This is a genomic window from Vibrio taketomensis (assembly GCF_009938165.1).
In the GTDB taxonomy this organism is placed as follows: Bacteria; Pseudomonadota; Gammaproteobacteria; order Enterobacterales; family Vibrionaceae; genus Vibrio; species Vibrio taketomensis.
Genome location: NZ_AP019649.1, coordinates 39,528 through 59,010, shown reverse-complemented (window position 1 = coordinate 59,010; position 19,483 = coordinate 39,528). Strand labels below are relative to the sequence as shown.

The window sequence follows — 19,483 nt, the reverse complement described above, 5'->3', positions numbered from 1 at the left end:
TTAGAAATGGTGGGCGATACAGGCTCCAGTGACCCTTGCAAGGCAGGTGCTCCAATGAGCTAATCGCCCATGGTTTTAATTCTTGTGAGAAGAATGGTGGGTCGTGCAGGATTCGAACCTGACCAATTGATTAAAAGTCAACTGCTCTACCAACTGAGCTAAGACCCAATGGTATCCTGTAGAGTTGAACCCTGTTACCGCCGTGAAAGGGCGGTGTCCTGCCTCTAGACGAACCGGGAACTGGATTTGAAGATTTTGGAAATCTTCTCTACTTTATAAACCATCAATCTGTGGACACTCATCACGATAATCATCGTATAAGGAGGTGATCCAGCGCCAGGTTCCCCTAGCGCTACCTTGTTACGACTTCACCCCAGTCATGAACCACAAAGTGGTGAGCGTCCTCCGAAGGTTAAACTACCCACTTCTTTGCAGCCCACTCCCATGGTGTGACGGGCGGTGTGTACAAGGCCAGGAACGTATTCACCGTGGCATTCTGATCCACGATTACTAGCGATTCCGACTTCATGGAGTCGAGTTGCAGACTCAATCCGGACTACGACGTACTTTTGGGATTCGCTCACTCGCGAGTTGGCAGCCCTCTGTATACGCCATTGTAGCACGTGTAGCCCTACTCGTAAGGGCCATGATGACTTGACGTCGTCCCCACCTTCCTCCGGTTTATCACCGGCAGTCTCCCTGGGTTCCCGACATTACTCGCTGGCAAACAAGGATAAGGGTTGCGCTCGTTGCGGGACTTAACCCAACATTTCACAACACGAGCTGACGACAGCCATGCAGCACCTGTCTCATAGTTCCCGAAGGCACCAAAGCATCTCTGCTAAGTTCTATGGATGTCAAGAGTAGGTAAGGTTCTTCGCGTTGCATCGAATTAAACCACATGCTCCACCGCTTGTGCGGGCCCCCGTCAATTCATTTGAGTTTTAATCTTGCGACCGTACTCCCCAGGCGGTCTACTTAACGCGTTAGCTCCGAAAGCCACGGCTCAAGGCCACAACCTCAAGTAGACATCGTTTACGGCGTGGACTACCAGGGTATCTAATCCTGTTTGCTCCCCACGCTTTCGCATCTGAGTGTCAGTATCTGTCCAGGGGGCCGCCTTCGCCACCGGTATTCCTTCAGATCTCTACGCATTTCACCGCTACACCTGAAATTCTACCCCCCTCTACAGTACTCTAGTCAGCCAGTTTCAAATGCAATTCCGAGGTTGAGCCCCGGGCTTTCACATCTGACTTAACTAACCACCTGCATGCGCTTTACGCCCAGTAATTCCGATTAACGCTCGCACCTCCGTATTACCGCGGCTGCTGGCACGGAGTTAGCCGGTGCTTCTTCTGTCGCTAACGTCAAATCCATACGCTATTAACGCATGAACCTTCCTCACGACTGAAAGTACTTTACAACCCGAAGGCCTTCTTCATACACGCGGCATGGCTGCATCAGGCTTGCGCCCATTGTGCAATATTCCCACTGCTGCCTCCCGTAGGAGTCTGGACCGTGTCTCAGTTCCAGTGTGGCTGATCATCCTCTCAGACCAGCTAGGATCGTCGCCTTGGTGAGCCCACCTCACCAACTAGCTAATCCCACCTAGGCATATCCTGACGCGAGAGGCCCGAAGGTCCCCCTCTTTGGCCCGTAGGCATCATGCGGTATTAGCCATCGTTTCCAATGGTTATCCCCCACATCAGGGCAATTTCCTAGGCATTACTCACCCGTCCGCCGCTCGCCGCCCAACAAATCCCCCGAAGGTTCAATGTTGTCGCTGCCGCTCGACTTGCATGTGTTAGGCCTGCCGCCAGCGTTCAATCTGAGCCATGATCAAACTCTTCAATTTAAGATTTTGTGACTCAATGAATACTGATTACATTACATAGTAATGTTGAATTGACTGTGCCGATACTAAGTATCGAATTGGTCACTCAGTTCATTGAAATCAATTTGAAGCCTAAGCTTCTAATTGGATTATCATCAACGAGTGCCCACACAGATTGATAGGTTTATATTGTTAAAGAGCGTTCTTCTTTGTGACTCACATCACTTCGGAAGAGGCGGTCATTTTAGCGAGATAAAGTTTAGTGTCAACCACTTTTTTCAAACTTTCTTTCAAGCGCTTGGCTTGGCTAAGTAACCTTGCTAACTCGGCTCTCGTTTCTTTCGAAGCTTTGCCGTGTCAACGAGGGCGCATTATAGAGATCACCGTCACATTGGCAAGCCCTTTTTGCCATTTTTTTTGATTTTTTTGTCACTTGCGCACTTTATAATCACAAACGCCTATTTTTTCCACTTTTCTATAGGAAAATGCAGCTATATTCAGGGTTAGATATGTATCGAGGGACAAAAATGAGTTGTTTACGCAGTTATAAAGGTATCTCTCCTATTATTGGTCACGGCGTCTATATAGATAGTAGCTCAGTTTTAGTCGGTGATATAAAAATTGGTGAAGATTCGAGTATTTGGCCGTTGGTTGCTGCTCGCGGCGATGTAAACCATATTCACATCGGGGCTCGCACCAACATTCAAGATGGCAGCGTATTGCACGTCACGCATAAAAATGAAGCGAACCCAAATGGCTATCCATTGATTATTGGTAATAATGTCACTATCGGACACAAAGTCATGCTGCATGGCTGCATGATTAAAGATCGGGTATTAGTTGGGATGGGTACCATTGTGCTTGATGGTGCAGTAATAGAAGAAGAAGTGATGATCGGTGCAGGTAGTTTAGTACCGCCAGGTAAAATATTAGAGAGTGGTTATCTTTACGTGGGCAGTCCGGTGAAACAAGCGCGCCCGCTCAGTGAGCAAGAACGCGCCTTTCTCTTAAAGTCAGCCAATAATTATGTGCAAAACAAAAATGACTACCTAGAACAGGTAAAAGACATTAACTGTTAAGTTCAATCATTCCGAGCTGGTTGTATTCTTCATCTTCAATGAGTTGTTCAGCCAGTTCTTCAATTTCAAATCGATTGGCATTAAATACTGCCAGTGCCTGTTCTGCGTTTGTCACTTGCTCACCAAACTGACTCAAGTAACTGAGCGGCGCTACACATTCAATCAAAGCGCCCGATTGCTGTGCGGGAAACTTCACTGCCGATAACTCTTCGTCCCAAGACTGGATATCGGGAAATAGAATCGATTGATTCATTACATACCTTCTAGGTTCTTTCTTAATTCACGCAAAATCTGTTTTGTGCCCGGTCTAAGGCCACGCCACAACATAAAGCTCTCTGCCGCTTGGCTCACCAGCATACCCAATCCATCATAAGCTTGAGCCACACCTTGCTCGAGCGCCCATTGATTGAAAGCGGTACGCCCTTTGCCATACATCATGTCATAGACAATGGTGCTTGGCGTAAATATAGTGGAAGAGATAGCGGGTAACTCACCACTTAAGCTTGCCGACGTGGCGTTGATCACCACATCAAAGCTTTCCGACACTTGCTCCATCTCGCAAGCTTGAACCGGACCAAATGATGCAAACATCTCTGCCAATTGTTGTGCTTTGCTTTGAGTACGGTTGGCAATCACCAGTTGCTGAGGTTTTTGATCCAATAAAGGCTTAATCACACCGCGCGTTGCACCACCAGCCCCAATAATCAGGATGCGAGCACTTTCTAAAGGCACTTGATAGTTGAGCAAGTCAAGGACTAAGCCGGCACCATCGGTGTTATCACCAATAATAATGCCATCATCAAGCTTTTTCAGGGTATTCACCGCACCCGCTAGTTCTGCTCGCTCTGTCAGTTTGTCGGCAAAACGAAACGCCTCTTCTTTAAACGGCACAGTAATATTACAGCCTCGCCCACCTTGAGCGAAAAACGCTTCTGCCGCTTGGGTAAACCCATCGACTGGCGCAAGCTCTGCTGCGTAAGTTAAGGCTTGACCGGTTTGGCGAGCAAACAAAGTATGTATAAAGGGCGATTTACTGTGACCAATGGGGTTACCGAATACCGCATAGCGGTCGATGTGCTGAGTCATATCCTTATTACCAGAAACAAAATAGGGTCATATAATGACCCTATCACTATCTACATGGTGAAGAAAGTGTTACCACTCTCTTGGTTTGAGGTAATGCTCGTACAACTCTGCTTCCGCAGAACCAGGCTCAGGTTGATAACCATATTCCCAACGAGCCATCGGTGGCATCGACATCAAAATTGATTCAGTACGCCCACCGCTTTGCAAACCGAATAAGGTGCCTCGGTCAAAGACAAGATTGAATTCAACATAACGCCCACGGCGGTAAAGCTGGAATTGGCGCTCACGCATGCCATAAGCCGTGGTTTTGCGACGCTCAACAATAGGCAAATAGGCCTCGGTAAAACCTCGACCGACAGCTTGCATATAAGCAAAGCTCTGTTCAAACCCCCATTGATTGAGATCATCAAAGAACAGACCACCGACACCCCGTGTCTCATTGCGGTGTGGTAGATAGAAATATTTGTCGCACCATGCTTTATGCTCTGCATACACTTGATCACCAAATGGCGCACACAATGTTTTTGCGCTCTGGTGCCAATCAACACAATCTTGTTCAAACGGATAGAAAGGCGTGAGGTCAAAGCCGCCACCAAACCACCAAATCGGCTCTTCGCCTTCTTTTTCGGCAATAAAGAAACGAACATTAGCATGAGAGGTAGGTACATAAGGGTTATGCGGATGCATCACTAGTGATACGCCCATCGCTTCAAAGCGACGGCCAGCCAATTCCGGGCGATGCGCCGTGGCTGAAGCAGGCATCTCTTCACCGGTTACATGGGAGAAATTAACCCCACCTTGTTCAAACGCCGCACCATTGGTCATCACGCGAGTTCGACCACCACCAGCAAGACGCCCACTTCTTTGACGCTGCCACGCATCTTCTTCAAAACTCGCTTTGCCATCAACTTTTTCTAATTGGCTACAGATCTCATCTTGCAACGTCATTAAAAATTGTTTTACCGCTTGTTTATCTACTGATGTTGGCATGTTCGCTTCCTTTATTATCCTTGTCTTAATACTGCTAGGGTTTTGGCGTCACGAATTTCGCTTGGTTTGTCACGGCCACTGGTTTCACCACGTAAAATCGCCACTAACTGATCGCCCAGTTGTGCTTCGACTTCTTCGGTGGTCATACATGGTGGTAAGCCGGTTAAATTGGCACTGGTCGACGTCAACGGTTTGCCAAAGGCTTGGCACATTTGCTGTACCAATGGGTGATCGGTCACTCGTACCGCTATCGAATCAAATTGACCAGAAACCCAATTAGAGACTTTATTGCTGGCTGGCATAATCCAAGTGTAAGGACCCGGCCAGGTGGCTTTCACTGTCTCTAGTTGTTCAATGGTTAACTGCGATTCATCAATGTAAGGCAGTAATTGCTCATAGCTAGCTGCAATAAGTATGAGACCTTTTTCTACCGGACGCTGTTTGAGTTCCAGTAATTTCTGAATCGCTTGGGCATTATCAGGATCGCACCCCACACCAAAGACACCTTCTGTTGGGTATGCAATCACTTCTCCTTGCTGTAATGCGCTTAGAGCTTGCTCGAAGTTATTCACTCCAATTTCCTTTCGCTTTTTCATTAACATTTTTGTTCAGTGTACTAACATTCCGCCTTGGTGACTAAAGCAATTTATTTATAAAGTATTTCATTTACCTTTTACCCACGCAAACGTTTGCTTGAGGTAAAAATACTCGTATAATGCGCTCAAATTCAGTTGCTCACCCAACAAGCAAGTTCAAGGAGTTTGAGATGAAAGTCGGTATTATCATGGGTTCTAAATCAGATTGGCCTACCATGAAACTCGCAGCAGAAATGCTCGACACATTTGGGGTTAGCTATGAAACCAAAGTGGTTTCGGCTCACCGCACTCCTCAACTTCTTGCTGAATACGCCACCAGTGCGAAAGAGCGTGGCCTGAGTGTGATTATCGCTGGAGCCGGTGGTGCAGCGCACTTGCCAGGTATGGCAGCCGCTTTCACTAGCTTGCCGGTGCTTGGGGTACCCGTGCAGTCACGTGCGCTCAAAGGTATGGACTCGTTACTTTCTATCGTGCAGATGCCAAAAGGGATTGCAGTTGGCACGCTAGCTATTGGTGAAGCCGGTGCAGCAAATGCCGGTATTTTAGCGGCGCAAATCATCGGCATTCACGATCAACAAGTGATGGCGAAAGTGGAAGCGTTCCGTGCTCAACAAACCGAAACCGTACTTGAGAACTCAGATCCAGCCGAGGAGTAAATGATGCATGTATTGGTTCTAGGTGCCGGACAATTAGCACGTATGATGTCCTTGGCGGGAGCACCACTGAATATTGAAATTTCGGCCTACGATGTTACCAGTGGCAATATTGTTCACCCACTTACTCAAGCGGTGATTGGGCACGGATTAGAAAATGCGATTGAGCACGCTGACGTTATTACTGCAGAGTTCGAACACATTCCCCACCCTATCCTTGAGGTGTGTGAAAAAAGTGGCAAGTTCCTTCCATCGACTCAGGCAATCAAGGCAGGTGGTGACCGTCGTCTAGAAAAAGCTTTGTTGGACAACGCTGGGGTACGCAACGCCAAATACGCAGTGGTCACGACCCGTGAAGATTTTACTCAAGCCATTGAGTACGTGGGTATGCCAATGGTGCTGAAAAGTGCCCTTGGCGGATACGATGGAAAGGGCCAATGGCGACTCAAAGAGTCAAGCCAAATCGATGAAATCTGGCAGCAAATGGCGCAATGCATTGCAGATAGCGATAACCAAGCGATTGTGGCGGAAGAGTTTATTCCATTTCAACGTGAAGTCTCGCTTGTCGGTGCTCGTGGCAAAGATGGCGCAATTGCAGTGTATCCACTTGCGGAAAACGTTCACACCAATGGCGTACTGAGCTTATCAACAGCCATTGCCGATCCTGCGTTACAAGAACAAGCACAGCAAATGTTCAGCGCCGTGGCAGAAAGCCTTAACTATGTGGGTGTATTGGCTCTCGAATTTTTTGATCTTGATGGTCAACTGCTGGTCAACGAGATTGCACCACGCGTGCACAACTCCGGACATTGGACGCAGCAAGGCGCAGAAACCTGTCAATTTGAAAACCATTTACGTGCTGTATGTGGTCTACCACTGGGTGGAACGCAATTAGTCCGTGAAACCGCAATGGTCAACATTCTTGGTGAAGACACGCTACCCGATGCGATTCTTTCCATGCCGGGATGTCATATTCATTGGTACGGCAAGGAAAAACGTGCGGGACGTAAGATGGGTCACATCAATGTTTGCGGCGGCTATAGTGGTGAACTACAACGTAGACTTTGTGCGCTCGCGTCAGTATTAGATGCCGAAGCATTTCCAGCCATTCATGAATTTGCCAAAAAGTACGCACAGTAATAGCAATAGACTCAAGTAATAAAACAAAAGCGGCTGATGGAAGCCGCTTTTTTGATTATTCATCATCTTGAGTATGATGACATTTGCGATCAGCGCATTGCAACTTCACACCGCTGGCTAACTTTTTCTCCACCAATAATGGATAGCCACACTGTTGGCACTTACCGATAACTGGCACCTGATTGACGGCGAACTTACATTTAGGATAGTTATCGCAGGCATAGAACAGCTTACCGAAGCGGGTTTTACGCTCAACTAAATGACCTTTTGCACATTCCGGACACGCCACATGTTCACATGCTTCTGGCTCAGTTTGCTCAAGAGACTCGATATGGTGGCATTGTGGATAATCACTACAACCAATAAACATACCGTAGCGACCTTGGCGCAATACCAATTCATTGCCGCATTCGGGGCAAGGCACACCGAGTTCTTTGATGATATGGCCATCATTTTGGTGCAGTGGCTTAATGTAATCGCATTCAGGGTACAAACTGCAACCGAGAAACGGACCATGCTTACCATGACGCAACTGTAATTCACCATCACGCTGAGCTTTGGCACATTGTGGGCACGCTTGATGCTCAAGCGCATGACCTTGAGCTGAAAATAATTGAGGGTCGATTTTATGACTCATAGCTTGAAAAACGCTTAGTGAAGAATACCTTGCTCTTTGGTGTACAATAGCTCTTCCATAAGCGTGTAGGCATTTTCATTGCCCGGCACATTAAATAGCACCATTAAGACGATCCATTTTAAATCGTCGAGTTCAAACTCATCCGTTTCTAACCCCATCACACGGTCAATCACCATTTCACGCGTTTCAGTGGTTAGTACGCTGACTTGTTCTAAGAACATCAGGAAACCACGACACTCAATATCAAGACGATTCATCTCTTGATCGGTGTAGATTCGAGTAGAAGCCATACCACTGACTGAGATCGCAGAATCAAGCTCACCTTGTTGTAGATTCGCCAGCTCTTCTAACCAGACAAGGGCTTTGTAAATGTCTTTTTGATCAAAACCAGCACGAAGCAATTCATCTTCTAACTCATCTTGATTGACCTGTAACTCAGCATCGCTATGGATGTAAGTTTCAAATAGATACATAAGGATATCCATCATCATAGCTAGCCCCTCCCATTACGAATATAGCCACCGGAAACCGCAACAACATGCCCAGAGAGCTCAAGCTCTAAAAGCTGCATCATGACTTCTTGCACAGGAATATTGGTCCTTTGAGCAAGAATATCAACAGGTGTCACTTTTGTGCCTAAATTAGCTAGAAGCTCGGCAAATGGCAATTGTTCTTTCGTTTCTTTTGTCAGCAAATTTTGATTTTGCTCTGAAGCTATATACGAATCAGACCAGCGAATTAGGCTATCTATTTCATCAAATATATCCTGCGGGGTTTGTACCAAACAGGCGCCTTGCTTGATCAACTGATTACAACCTCTGGCTTGAGGCGTATGAATCGAGCCAGGTAATGCAAAGACATCTCGGCCGTGTTCCGCTGCAAAACGGGCGGTAATCAACGAGCCACTTTTTTCGGTCGCCTCCACGACTAATACGGCTAAAGAGAGGCCGCTAATAATACGATTACGGCGTGGAAAATTGGCGGCTTTCGGAAGGATATCAGGCGGAAACTCAGAAATAAGTGCGCCTTGCTGCTCAATGCGCGTGGCAAGTTGTCGATGTCGAGCCGGATAAATCGTATTAAGACCGCAGCCTAAAACAGCTAAAGTATCGCCGCCGGCCTTAAGCGCACCATCATGAGCATGTCCATCAACACCCAGCGCTAAACCGCTAGTCACCACCAACCCTTGCTCTGCAATCGCAGCGGCAAAATATTGAGCGCTATTTAGCCCATCAATTGATGCATGACGACTACCCACCATTGCAACTTGCGGCAGACTTAACTTGCTCGGATCTCCTTGTACAAAAAGTAACGGTGGCGGATCAGGAATCTGTTTTAAACGAAATGGGTATCTCGAATCGTCTAGCGTCAAAATATGATGGTGAGGGGATTGAGCTTGCCATTGTAGGCAACTCTCTAAATAACGTTGGTTCGGATGGGTTATCGCCTTCACTTGTGCAGCTGTCAGGCCGGATGCCTGCAACTGCATCGTCTCCCAAGCAACGATTTGCTCAGGAGACGCTTTTGCCAATAACTTTTGTAAGCCCTTAATTCCTAAACGAGGAACGGAATATAAGGTTAGCCAAGCGACTAATGCTGCATTACTCATTAACCGCCACTGGCGCTCTTACTAACGTTTTCTGGCCTATTGGTTGTAGGCTCTCGGTGATAATCGCTAAACTGAAAAAGTCGTAATCACGAATCACCATCAAACTACCAATTTGGTAATCAGGCAATTGTATTTTACTTTCAGCCGCTTGTTTAACCTGACTTGATTGACCATCGATAGAGCGCACTGCATTGCCTTGCTCAAATAACGAGAAGGTACTGCCCTGCACTAAACCATCGCTAGCACCTCGGTCGATAACCAACACCTGATTCTCAGCAACGTATTGAGTACCTTCAATCGAGCCCAGGATCTTCACTTCCATATCGCTTGGGGCTGGCTGAGGATAGAAAATCAAACTGGATTCTGTGACATTTTTATCTGCGAGTGGCAATGCAATGTCATCTACCATAATTTCCTGCAACTGCTTAGTCACCTGTAACCCGGTCGTATCCGTTCCAGTAGACTTCAACTCTGCCCATGCGACTTGTTTAAGCACCGTTACTTTACGATTGTCGCGGGTAAAACTTTGCTCTGGGTGGAAGATACCCCAGTCAGTTTGTTTATGCTGACCACTGATATAAAGCAACGCATCCGCAGAAAGGTATTTGTTGCCATTGCTAGAACCTAGAACTCGAATCGCATGCTTTAGGTCATCATCACTGACTAAGCGGTTAAATTCTAAATAGGGTAGCAATAATGAATCAGCCATCGCCGTCACGGCTTCTTTATTTTGCACGCGCACTTTAGGACCTAAGCGCACCATAGGTTTAAGAGTTAAGACAGGCTTACCATCGAGCCAAATCAAATTTAGTTTATCACCCGGATAGATAAGGTGTGGGTTCTCAATATAGTCATTCGCTTGCCACAATCTTGGCCACAACCATGGACTATCAAGATACATCGCAGAGATATCCCAAAGCGTATCCCCTTTAACTACCGTGTATGTTTTGGGGGCATCCGCTTTAATTGCCAGAGTCGACTCGGCAAAAGAAAGCGAAGGTAAGATTGTGCTAACAAAAACAAGTAATGACCTAGTAATAATCCGATTCATAACGGAATCCTTATGTTCATATATCGGAAAATAGATAGAAAAGATGCTTACTTTCTCGACAGAAAAACAATGCTAAAAGTACATTGATGCTGTCATTTGACGCCTAAAATGTCTAGAATTGAGCCAACGAGGTTAGTCTCGATTCGGCACAATTCAAAATTTCGAGTGTATATGTCTGTATTACAAGTATTAACATTCCCAGATGATCGCCTTCGCACGGTTGCTAAACCAGTGGAAGCTGTGACTCCAGAGATTCAAAAAATCGTCGACGACATGATTGAAACCATGTACGACGAAGAAGGCGTAGGCCTAGCGGCAACACAAGTCGATATTCACCAACGTATCGTGGTAATTGACGTTTCTGAAACTCGTGATGAGCCTATGGTGCTGATCAATCCAGAGATTCTAGAAAAACGTGGCGAAGACGGTATTGAAGAAGGCTGTCTGTCAGTTCCTGGTGCTCGCGCTCTTGTGCCACGCGCAGCAGAAGTAACCGTTAAAGCATTAAACCGCGAAGGTGAAGAGTACACCTTTGAAGCGGATGACCTACTAGCAATCTGTGTTCAGCACGAACTTGATCACCTAGAAGGCAAGCTATTTGTTGATTACTTGTCGCCACTAAAGCGTAAGCGTATTCAAGAAAAATTAGCGAAGATCAAACGCTTTAATGAAAAACAGCGCTAATTTTTGCGCTGAAAAGAACAAATAAGGAACGTACCTTGAGCAAACCATTACGTATTGTATTTGCTGGTACTCCGGACTTCGCCGCCCGTCACTTGGCGGCGTTGTTGTCTTCGGAGCATGAAGTTATTGCCGTTTACACTCAGCCAGATCGTCCGGCGGGTCGCGGTAAAAAATTGACCGCGAGTGCGGTAAAACAAATCGCACTTGAGCACAACATCCCGGTTTATCAACCAGAAAACTTTAAGTCTGATGGAGCTAAACAAGAGTTAGCCGCTCTAAATGCTGACATTATGGTTGTGGTTGCTTACGGACTTCTGCTACCACAAGTCGTGCTTGATACACCAAAACTTGGCTGTATTAACGTTCACGGTTCAATTCTGCCACGCTGGCGTGGTGCCGCGCCGATTCAACGCTCAATTTGGGCCGGTGATGCAGAAACTGGCGTCACTATCATGCAGATGGATATTGGTCTTGATACTGGCGACATGCTGAAGATTGCTACGCTACCAATCGAAGCGACTGACACCAGCACTTCTATGTACGAGAAACTTGCAGAACTTGGGCCTGTGGCGCTGGTTGATTGCTTAGCGGACATCGCACAAGGTACTGCCGTACCTGTTAAGCAAGATGATGAGCTAGCAAACTACGCGAAAAAGCTCAGCAAAGAAGAAGCACGTATCGATTGGAATAACGACGCGGCGCATATTGAACGCTGCGTTCGCGCTTTCAATCCATGGCCGATGAGCCATTTTGAAGTGGCTGAAAACAGCATCAAAGTTTGGCAAAGCCGTGTTGCAGAGCAAACCAGCAATAAACCTGCGGGTACCATTATCCAAGCGGATAAATCAGGTATTTATGTTGCAACAGGTAATGGCGTACTGGTACTAGAGCAACTACAAGTGCCAGGTAAAAAAGCGATGGCAGTGCAAGATATTCTTAACTCTCGCGCTGCTTGGTTTGAAGTTGGTAGCCAACTGGCTTAGCTCAAGCTCCCCTCTCAGCCTGAGGTTGAGAGGACAACATAAGAACTTTTTGAGGGCAGAGACGCCCTCGTTATTTTAAGGTATTGATCATGAATGTTCGCGCAGCCGCCGCTAACGTCCTTTTCCAAGTGGTTGACCAAGGTCAGTCTCTCTCTAATGCCCTACCGGCAGCCCAACAACAGATTCGTCCGCGTGACCACGCACTGCTACAAGAGATTTGCTACGGCGCTCTACGTTACCTACCTCGTCTTGAATCAATCGCGAATGAGTTGATGGACAAGCCCCTAAAAGGGAAACAGCGCGTTTTTCACCACTTAATTTTGGTGGGCATTTACCAGCTAAGCTTTATGCGCATTCCTGCTCACGCTGCTGTTGGTGAAACCGTGGAAGGTACCAAAGATCTAAAAGGTCCACGTCTGCGTGGCTTAATCAATGCCGTTTTACGTAATTACCAACGTAACCAAGAACAACTGGATCAAATGGCAGTTAGCCATAATGCTGGTAAATATACGCACCCAAGCTGGTTACTGAAGTTGCTACAAGACGCTTATCCACAACAGTGGCAAGCGATTGTTGAAGCAAATAATAGCAAAGCACCAATGTGGTTGCGTGTGAATCATCAGCACCATAGTCGCGATCAATACCAAGCGTTGTTGATTAACGAAGGTATCGAGAGCATTGCACACAGCGAAGCCATGGATGCACTCAAACTGAGCGCGCCATGTGATGTCACTAAACTACCGGGCTTTGAGCAAGGTTGGGTATCGGTACAAGATGCCGCCGCACAACTGTCGATTAATTATTTAACGCCAAAAGACGGTGAGCTCATCCTTGATTGCTGCGCCGCACCTGGTGGTAAAACGGCGCATATTCTTGAGCGCACCAAAGACGCACAAGTGGTCGCAATCGATTGTGATGACACGCGTCTCAAACGTGTCCATGACAACTTGCAACGCCTAAACCTGCAAGCGCAAGTTATCTGTGGTGATGCACGTAAACCAACAGATTGGTGGCAAGGCGAACAGTTTGACCGCATTCTTTTAGATGCGCCATGTTCTGCTACTGGCGTTATTCGTCGTCACCCAGATATTAAATGGCTACGCCGCGCCGACGATATTGCTGCGCTGGCTGAACTCCAAAGCGAAATTATCGATGCGATGTGGCAGCAACTAAAACCGGGTGGCACCATGGTTTACGCCACTTGCTCAATCACGCCACAAGAAAACAAATTACAGGTAAAAGCCTTCCTTGAGCGTACAGCGAATGCAACGCTACAAGGCTCTGATATCAATAATCCTGGCCGTCAAATCCTACCTGGTGAAGAAGATATGGATGGCTTCTACTACGCGGTGATCACGAAACAAGCATAGTGGCATATCGCGCATAGTAATTAAGCGAAACTTGCTCTTTGTAAATTTCGCTATTATTTTCAGTGCATTGGAAAAGGCTCTATACCACTGCAAACGCAATTTTTATCGACTGCGTTCAATCATCCTTGCAGGGTATATCAGCCACAAAATGAGATAAGAATATGAAAATCATCATTCTTGGCGCAGGTCAGGTTGGCGGTACGTTGGCAGAAAACCTCGTCGGTGAAAACAACGACATCACCATCGTCGATAGAGACAGCGACCGCTTGCGCGAACTACAAGATAAATATGATTTACGTGTTGTAAATGGCTATGCAAGCCATCCTAACGTACTACGTGAAGCTGGCGCACAAGATGCCGATATGTTGGTTGCGGTAACCAACACGGATGAAACCAATATGGCTGCTTGCCAAGTTGCGTTTTCACTATTTAATACACCAAACCGCATTGCCCGTATTCGCTCCCCTCAATACCTCGCTGAAAAAGAAGCCCTGTTCCAATCAGGTGCCGTGCCTGTCGACCACCTCATCGCTCCAGAAGAATTGGTGACAAGCTATATTGAGCGCTTAATTCAATACCCAGGCGCACTCCAAGTTGTTAGCTTTGCCGAGCAAAAAGTCAGTTTAGTAGCCGTTAAGGCCTACTATGGTGGCCCTTTGGTGGGCAATGCTCTTTCTGCGCTGCGTGAACATATGCCACATATCGATACTCGTGTTGCGGCAATTTTCCGTCAAGGCAGACCGATTCGTCCGCAAGGCACAACCATCATCGAGGCCGATGATGAAGTGTTTTTCGTTGCCGCCAGTAACCACATTCGCTCAGTGATGAGTGAACTACAACGCTTAGAAAAACCTTATCGCCGCATCATGATTGTGGGCGGGGGTAATATCGGCGCAAGTCTGGCAAAACGTCTAGAACAAAACTATAGCCTAAAGTTGATTGAGCGTAATTATCAACGGGCAGAGCGCCTATCGGAAGAACTAGAGAACACGATCGTTTTCTGTGGTGATGCCGCCGACCAAGAATTGCTTACCGAAGAGAACATCGACCAAGTTGATGTGTTTATCGCCCTGACTAACGAAGACGAAACCAACATCATGTCTGCGATGCTCGCAAAACGTATGGGTGCCAAGAAAGTGATGGTGCTCATTCAACGTGGCGCTTACGTAGACTTAGTGCAAGGTGGCGTGATTGATGTAGCGATTTCACCACAACAAGCCACGATTTCAGCACTGCTGACTCACGTGCGTCGTGCCGATATTGTTAACGTGTCATCGCTGCGCCGTGGCGCTGCAGAAGCAATCGAGGCGATTGCTCACGGCGACGAAAGCACATCCAAAGTCGTTGGCCGAGCGATTGGTGAGATCCGCCTACCGCCAGGTACGACTATCGGTGCAATTGTGCGTGGTGAAGAAGTCTTGATTGCTCATGACCGTACGGTTATCGAGCAAGACGACCACGTGGTGATGTTCTTGGTGGATAAAAAATACGTGCCTGATGTTGAGGCGCTATTCCAACCGAGCCCGTTCTTCCTATAAGGCATGGTTTTACATGGTTAACTTTCGTCCTGTACTGTTCGTCATAGGGTTAGTACTGTCTAAACTCGCCCTATTTATGTACGTACCTACATTAGTCGCATTTTTCTCCGGTACTTCTGGCTTTATTGAATTTGGTCAATCAGTACTTATCACTCACGCTGCGGCGTTTGCCTGCTTAACCGTAGGCCGCACTGAGAACTTTAAGCTCAGTGTGCGTGACATGTTTTTGATCACTAGCCTGGTGTGGACTATCGCCAGTGCGTTTGCCGCATTGCCGTTTGTATTTATCAACCACATTAGCTTTACTGACGCCTACTTTGAGACCATGTCCGGCATTACCACCACGGGTTCGACGGTGTTAAGTGGTCTCGATAATATGGCACCAAGTATTCTGCTGTGGCGCTCGATTCTGCAATGGTTAGGTGGTATTGGCTTTATCGTAATGGCGGTAGCGGTACTGCCGATGCTTAACGTCGGTGGTATGAAGCTATTCCAAACCGAGTCTTCCGACTGGTCAGATAAAAGCAGCCCACGCGCAAAAACCGTCGCGAAAAACATCGTATTGGTATATCTGACCCTTACCCTACTTTGCATGATTGGCTTTTTGCTCTCAGGCATGAACTTGTTTGAGGCCATAAACCATTCGTTTACGACGCTATCGACCGGTGGTTATTCCACCTCTGATGGCTCAATGAACCACTTCTCTCATGGGGCTCACTGGAACGCAACTCTATTTATGTTCCTTGGTGGCTTGCCCTTCTTGCTGTTTGTTTCAGCACTCACCAAACGCAAATTGGCAATCCTACTCAATGATGCTCAGGTAAGAGGCTTTACTTATTTGGTCTTGGTCAGCTGTATCATCATCAGTAGTTGGTTGGTGCTGCACAATGACTACACCATATTAGATGCTGTGCGAGTATCGCTGTTCAACATCATCTCAGTAGTGACAACAACGGGTTTCGGTCTCGAAGACTTTACCGCTTGGGGCGCATTACCCGCAACGCTGTTTGCCTTCTTGCTAATGGTGGGAGCGTGTTCAGGCTCTACCTCTGGCGGGATGAAAATCTTCCGTTTTCAGATTGCGATGACGCTACTAAACAAGCAAATCATGAAACTCATTCACCCATCTGGGGTGTTTATTCAGCGCTATAATCAGCGCCCAGTGAATGATGATATCGTGCGTTCAGTAGTAGCCTTCTGCCTAACTTACTTTATTACTATCATTGTGATAGCGGCGGGATTAAGTGGTTTAGGGCTTGACCCGGTCACCAGCATTTCCGGCTCAATTACTGCCGTGGCAAACGTTGGACCTGGAATGGGTGACTACATTGGCCCAACCGGTAACTTTGCATCGTTACCAGATGCGGCCAAGTGGTTATTAAGTTTTGGTATGTTAATGGGACGCTTGGAAATTCTGACAATTTTAGTGCTGTTCTTCCCAGCATTCTGGAAACGTTAGCGTGACAGCCAGTGGTCACACTGGCTGCACAAAATAGTAGATGGCAAAGAAATGACAGGCGCATCCCGCCAACACAAAGCCATGCCAAATCGCATGATTGTATGGGATGCGTTTCGCCACATAGAAAATGACCCCGAGCGAGTAAATCAACCCACCTACGGCCAATAAGGTCAGCCCTTCCCAAGCGAGATTCATCGCTAACTGATAAATCACGATCAGCGACAACCAGCCCATCATCAAATAGGTCACCAGTGAGAGTTTCTTAAAGCGGTAGACAAACACCAATTTCATGATGATACCAACCAAGGCTATCGCCCAAATCACGATCATCAAACCAATCGCTAATGGTGTCCGCAGACTCACCAGCAAAAATGGCGTATAGCTGCCAGCTATCAACAGATAGATTGCACAGTGATCAAAAGTTTTGAGGGCTCGTTTGGCACGCTTGTATGGGATTGCGTGATATAGAGTAGAAGCAAGAAACAGAATGATAATGCTGCCGCCATAGATGCTCATACTGGTGATGGTGAGCGCATCAGCATGGTGATTGGTCGCCTTAATCAACAATAAGACCAAACCAACAATCCCTAACACCATTCCTACTGCATGAGTAATGGTGTTAGCAATTTCTTCTTTAACGCTATAACTAGAGGTAGAGCTATCAGCTGACATGAATCCTTACTCGGCAAAGAAAGTTATTTCGTTCTCGAGTATGGCACATTTAGCTTACACGTGTAAGCTAAAATTAATATCACTTCTGTTAACAACTATTTTCGAGGTACTCTAGCACTTGCTGCCCAGCATCTTTCGGTGCCAGCTTAATCGGTAGCGTTAATTGACGCTTCAACTGACCAACGCCAAGCAAACTGGCGAGCATGCCTTTGGCCCCTTCTCGATGACGATCAACTTCAAACCACAGTTGTAGTTCGTCCGCTTGACGATAAGCCACCAACTCCAGCTCACGCCAGCGGCCGTGATAAGGCCCGGTAGTCGGTACGAACTCGAACTCTTGAACAAAAGGTAAGGCAAAGCCATCAACGGCTTCACATTCGACTTGGCGAATTCGCATCCCTTGTGACTCAAGCGCAGATAAAATGCCATCCATCAACGGATCTGGGCGTACGGTGAGAATATCTTTATCAGTAGGGTCTTTCGCTAGCGCAATATCTAATCCCGTATCCAGCCACACTTTTGAATCACCAATAGTAATTGGCGTGTTCCACGGCACATCAAGCTCTACCTCAAAATCTCTGGTTTCGCCGGGATTGATCGTAAACGCATAGGGTAGATTCCACTCAGCCAAGACATAACTCTGTGGGGCTCTTCGCTTGGGACCGTTGTCGTGTGGGTTATTGTTATTCATTGGCACTTCTTTGATGTAACGACAGCGCAGCTTCAACTCGATATTATCGATCGCCTGCTCGCTTGCTCCACCATAGACATGAATAGTGACATTCACTTTTTGGCCAGGATAAACCACCTCTTGTTGCAAGACGGAATCAACTTGTGCTGATCCAATACCAAAACTGGCTAGGGTCTTCTTAAAAAACGACATCATAATCCTCCTTGAAACACGATTGAGGAAACGCTCTCCAACCTTATTATTTTAGTTGTCGCGTTTGAATTATCTCCACTGACCTTCTCATATATTCGCTATTGCGACTAGACCCGATCGTTTTTTGTACCAACAAAGCTTGGTGTTTGTTCACAAAATCACCACAACTCTTGATATACCCCTAGTTTTTGTAGTGATTTATTCAACTAATATCATGATTATATATCGACCAATTATGTCCGTAATGCTAACCTAACGTTGATATGTTGTTCATATCACGATCCCTTTTCAATCATTTGGATTGGCGAGAGCCAGAAGAGCCAAACTTCAGTAATGAAGCTCAACTCATGATTGATAAGGCCATTATTTTGGCAATGGATGTGCCTGACAGTTAGGTAAATTGATGCGCCCAACAACCGTCAGGTTTTCGCACACAAACCGTAGTGCAATGCGTCGCCGCAGTGGTTTTACCAAAGCGTTCGTCGCACCAAAACTTGCGCCGACCATTTCTTTGGTTGAGAAAAACACCATTTTGGTTACAGCTCCTACCGAAGAAATCAAAGCGGCATAATCAAAAAGCGCAGTACTTACTGCGCTTTTTTCTTACCGACGATTCATCAGCCATCGCTTACTGATTGCCATTCACTATGCCTATTTGTTACCTTTGGCGATAAAACATTATAATTATTACGGAGAAAGCAGATGAACTGTCATCGAATTGAAGAGCTACTTGAGCTTATTGGCCCTGAATGGCAAAAAGATCAAGAGCTTAACTTACTAGAGTTTATTGTAAAACTAGCGGGTGAAGCCGGTTATCAAGGCAACCTTGCTGAGCTTACTGACGATGTACTGATCTACCATCTTAAAATGCGTAACAGCGCAAAAGATGAAATGATCCCTGGTCTGAAAAAAGACCAAGAAGATGATTTCAAAACGGCGATTCTAAGAGCGCGCGGCATCATCAAATAATCGATTTAAACAGTAAAAAAGCAGCCAATGGCTGCTTTTTATTATCTGATTATAACCAATCTATGGCTAACACTAACTTGATATAGCGAAAAATCTTGTTAAAGGTTGATAACGATAAAGAAACGCAATTGTTATTGACTGTATAATTTCTCCTCCAATACAAAAAGTAATATTCGAAGTTATTGATTGCTACCCCCTCATCACGACCATTGTTTGAACAACAATCAGCACTTCGTCAAACTCACTGAGC

General features: G+C 46.5%; 20 protein-coding genes, 1 tRNA gene and 1 rRNA gene. 10 read left to right on the top strand and 12 right to left on the bottom strand.

What is annotated here, in order from left to right:
* Nucleotides 1-94: 94 nt before the first annotated feature.
* Both Vt282_RS00275 and Vt282_RS00270 read right to left on the bottom strand, forming a co-directional pair.
* Nucleotides 95-167, bottom strand: a tRNA-Lys gene (locus tag Vt282_RS00275).
* A gap of 151 nt (nucleotides 168-318) precedes the next feature.
* A 16S ribosomal RNA gene (locus tag Vt282_RS00270) occupies nucleotides 319-1,855 on the bottom strand.
* A 506-nt stretch (nucleotides 1,856-2,361) separates the two neighbouring features.
* On the opposite strand from Vt282_RS00270, the gene Vt282_RS00265 reads away from it, so the two are divergent.
* Nucleotides 2,362-2,913, top strand: a complete 552-nt coding sequence (locus tag Vt282_RS00265) for a gamma carbonic anhydrase family protein (RefSeq protein ID WP_162062269.1) — start codon at nucleotides 2,362-2,364, stop codon at nucleotides 2,911-2,913.
* Here the strand turns inward: Vt282_RS00265 and Vt282_RS00260 are convergent.
* The 4 genes from Vt282_RS00260 to tsaC form a co-directional block, all read right to left on the bottom strand.
* A complete protein-coding gene (locus Vt282_RS00260) occupies nucleotides 2,903-3,166 on the bottom strand; it encodes a DUF1488 family protein (protein ID WP_162062268.1) in 264 nt (87 codons plus the stop codon). The two genes, Vt282_RS00265 and Vt282_RS00260, sit on opposite strands and share 11 nt — an antisense overlap.
* Nucleotides 3,166-3,999, bottom strand: coding sequence for a shikimate dehydrogenase (gene aroE / locus Vt282_RS00255; protein WP_162062267.1), 834 nt, complete (start codon nucleotides 3,997-3,999; stop codon nucleotides 3,166-3,168). Before aroE ends, Vt282_RS00260 begins: the two co-directional genes overlap by 1 nt.
* Before the next feature lie 69 nt (nucleotides 4,000-4,068).
* The gene (hemF, locus tag Vt282_RS00250; RefSeq protein WP_162062266.1) at nucleotides 4,069-4,989 is read right to left on the bottom strand and encodes an oxygen-dependent coproporphyrinogen oxidase; all 921 of its coding nucleotides are present in this window, start codon (nucleotides 4,987-4,989) and stop codon (nucleotides 4,069-4,071) included.
* Between the two features lie 14 nt (nucleotides 4,990-5,003).
* A complete protein-coding gene (gene tsaC, locus Vt282_RS00245; RefSeq protein ID WP_162062265.1) occupies nucleotides 5,004-5,561 on the bottom strand; it encodes an L-threonylcarbamoyladenylate synthase type 1 TsaC in 558 nt (185 codons plus the stop codon).
* A 194-nt stretch (nucleotides 5,562-5,755) separates the two neighbouring features.
* Between tsaC and purE the strand changes: the two genes are divergently transcribed.
* A complete protein-coding gene (gene purE, locus Vt282_RS00240; protein WP_162062264.1) occupies nucleotides 5,756-6,241 on the top strand; it encodes a 5-(carboxyamino)imidazole ribonucleotide mutase in 486 nt (161 codons plus the stop codon).
* Between the two features lie 3 nt (nucleotides 6,242-6,244).
* Nucleotides 6,245-7,378: a 5-(carboxyamino)imidazole ribonucleotide synthase gene (locus Vt282_RS00235; RefSeq protein WP_162063647.1), complete on the top strand. Its 1,134-nt coding sequence runs from the start codon at nucleotides 6,245-6,247 to the stop codon at nucleotides 7,376-7,378.
* Nucleotides 7,379-7,433: 55 nt separating this feature from the next.
* On the opposite strand, the gene Vt282_RS00230 is transcribed toward Vt282_RS00235, so the two are convergent.
* From Vt282_RS00230 to Vt282_RS00215, 4 genes are read right to left on the bottom strand one after another with little or no spacing between them, the layout of a single operon-like run.
* Complete coding sequence (locus tag Vt282_RS00230) at nucleotides 7,434-8,015, bottom strand: DNA topoisomerase family protein (protein ID WP_162062263.1); 582 nt, start codon at nucleotides 8,013-8,015, stop codon at nucleotides 7,434-7,436.
* A 14-nt stretch (nucleotides 8,016-8,029) separates the two neighbouring features.
* Nucleotides 8,030-8,506 carry a DUF494 family protein gene (locus Vt282_RS00225; protein WP_162047466.1) on the bottom strand — a complete coding sequence of 159 codons (477 nt, stop codon included), beginning with the start codon at nucleotides 8,504-8,506 and terminating at the stop codon, nucleotides 8,030-8,032.
* Nucleotides 8,507-8,508: 2 nt separating this feature from the next.
* Entirely contained in the window at nucleotides 8,509-9,624 is a 1,116-nt protein-coding gene (gene dprA / locus Vt282_RS00220; RefSeq protein ID WP_162062262.1) for a DNA-processing protein DprA, read from the bottom strand.
* On the bottom strand, nucleotides 9,617-10,675 hold the full coding sequence (locus Vt282_RS00215; protein ID WP_232055071.1) for a LysM peptidoglycan-binding domain-containing protein: 1,059 nt from the start codon (nucleotides 10,673-10,675) through the stop codon (nucleotides 9,617-9,619). Before Vt282_RS00215 ends, dprA begins: the two co-directional genes overlap by 8 nt.
* Before the next feature lie 171 nt (nucleotides 10,676-10,846).
* Between Vt282_RS00215 and def the strand changes: the two genes are divergently transcribed.
* The 5 genes from def (at nucleotide 10,847) to Vt282_RS00190 (ending at nucleotide 16,709) form a co-directional block, all read left to right on the top strand.
* A complete protein-coding gene (def, locus tag Vt282_RS00210) occupies nucleotides 10,847-11,359 on the top strand; it encodes a peptide deformylase (protein ID WP_162047468.1) in 513 nt (170 codons plus the stop codon).
* Nucleotides 11,360-11,394: 35 nt separating this feature from the next.
* Nucleotides 11,395-12,342, top strand: a complete 948-nt coding sequence (fmt, locus tag Vt282_RS00205) for a methionyl-tRNA formyltransferase (RefSeq protein WP_162062261.1) — start codon at nucleotides 11,395-11,397, stop codon at nucleotides 12,340-12,342.
* Between the two features lie 89 nt (nucleotides 12,343-12,431).
* Complete coding sequence (rsmB, locus tag Vt282_RS00200; RefSeq protein WP_162062260.1) at nucleotides 12,432-13,712, top strand: 16S rRNA (cytosine(967)-C(5))-methyltransferase RsmB; 1,281 nt, start codon at nucleotides 12,432-12,434, stop codon at nucleotides 13,710-13,712.
* Nucleotides 13,713-13,873: 161 nt separating this feature from the next.
* Entirely contained in the window at nucleotides 13,874-15,250 is a 1,377-nt protein-coding gene (gene trkA, locus Vt282_RS00195) for a Trk system potassium transporter TrkA (protein WP_162047471.1), read from the top strand.
* 13 nt (nucleotides 15,251-15,263) lie between these two features.
* Nucleotides 15,264-16,709 carry a TrkH family potassium uptake protein gene (locus Vt282_RS00190; RefSeq protein ID WP_162047472.1) on the top strand — a complete coding sequence of 482 codons (1,446 nt, stop codon included), beginning with the start codon at nucleotides 15,264-15,266 and terminating at the stop codon, nucleotides 16,707-16,709.
* Between the two features lie 15 nt (nucleotides 16,710-16,724).
* Here the strand turns inward: Vt282_RS00190 and trhA are convergent, their stop codons facing one another.
* Both trhA and Vt282_RS00180 read right to left on the bottom strand, forming a co-directional pair.
* Entirely contained in the window at nucleotides 16,725-17,381 is a 657-nt protein-coding gene (gene trhA / locus Vt282_RS00185) for a PAQR family membrane homeostasis protein TrhA (protein WP_162062259.1), read from the bottom strand.
* A gap of 88 nt (nucleotides 17,382-17,469) precedes the next feature.
* Nucleotides 17,470-18,264 carry a sporulation protein gene (locus tag Vt282_RS00180; RefSeq protein ID WP_162063645.1) on the bottom strand — a complete coding sequence of 265 codons (795 nt, stop codon included), beginning with the start codon at nucleotides 18,262-18,264 and terminating at the stop codon, nucleotides 17,470-17,472.
* Between the two features lie 403 nt (nucleotides 18,265-18,667).
* On the opposite strand from Vt282_RS00180, the gene Vt282_RS19880 reads away from it, so the two are divergent.
* Both Vt282_RS19880 and Vt282_RS00175 read left to right on the top strand, forming a co-directional pair.
* Nucleotides 18,668-18,835, top strand: coding sequence for a hypothetical protein (locus tag Vt282_RS19880; protein WP_167515592.1), 168 nt, complete (start codon nucleotides 18,668-18,670; stop codon nucleotides 18,833-18,835).
* A gap of 131 nt (nucleotides 18,836-18,966) precedes the next feature.
* Nucleotides 18,967-19,233, top strand: coding sequence for a YihD family protein (locus Vt282_RS00175; RefSeq protein ID WP_162047474.1), 267 nt, complete (start codon nucleotides 18,967-18,969; stop codon nucleotides 19,231-19,233).
* The last annotated feature ends 250 nt before the right edge of the window (nucleotides 19,234-19,483 follow it).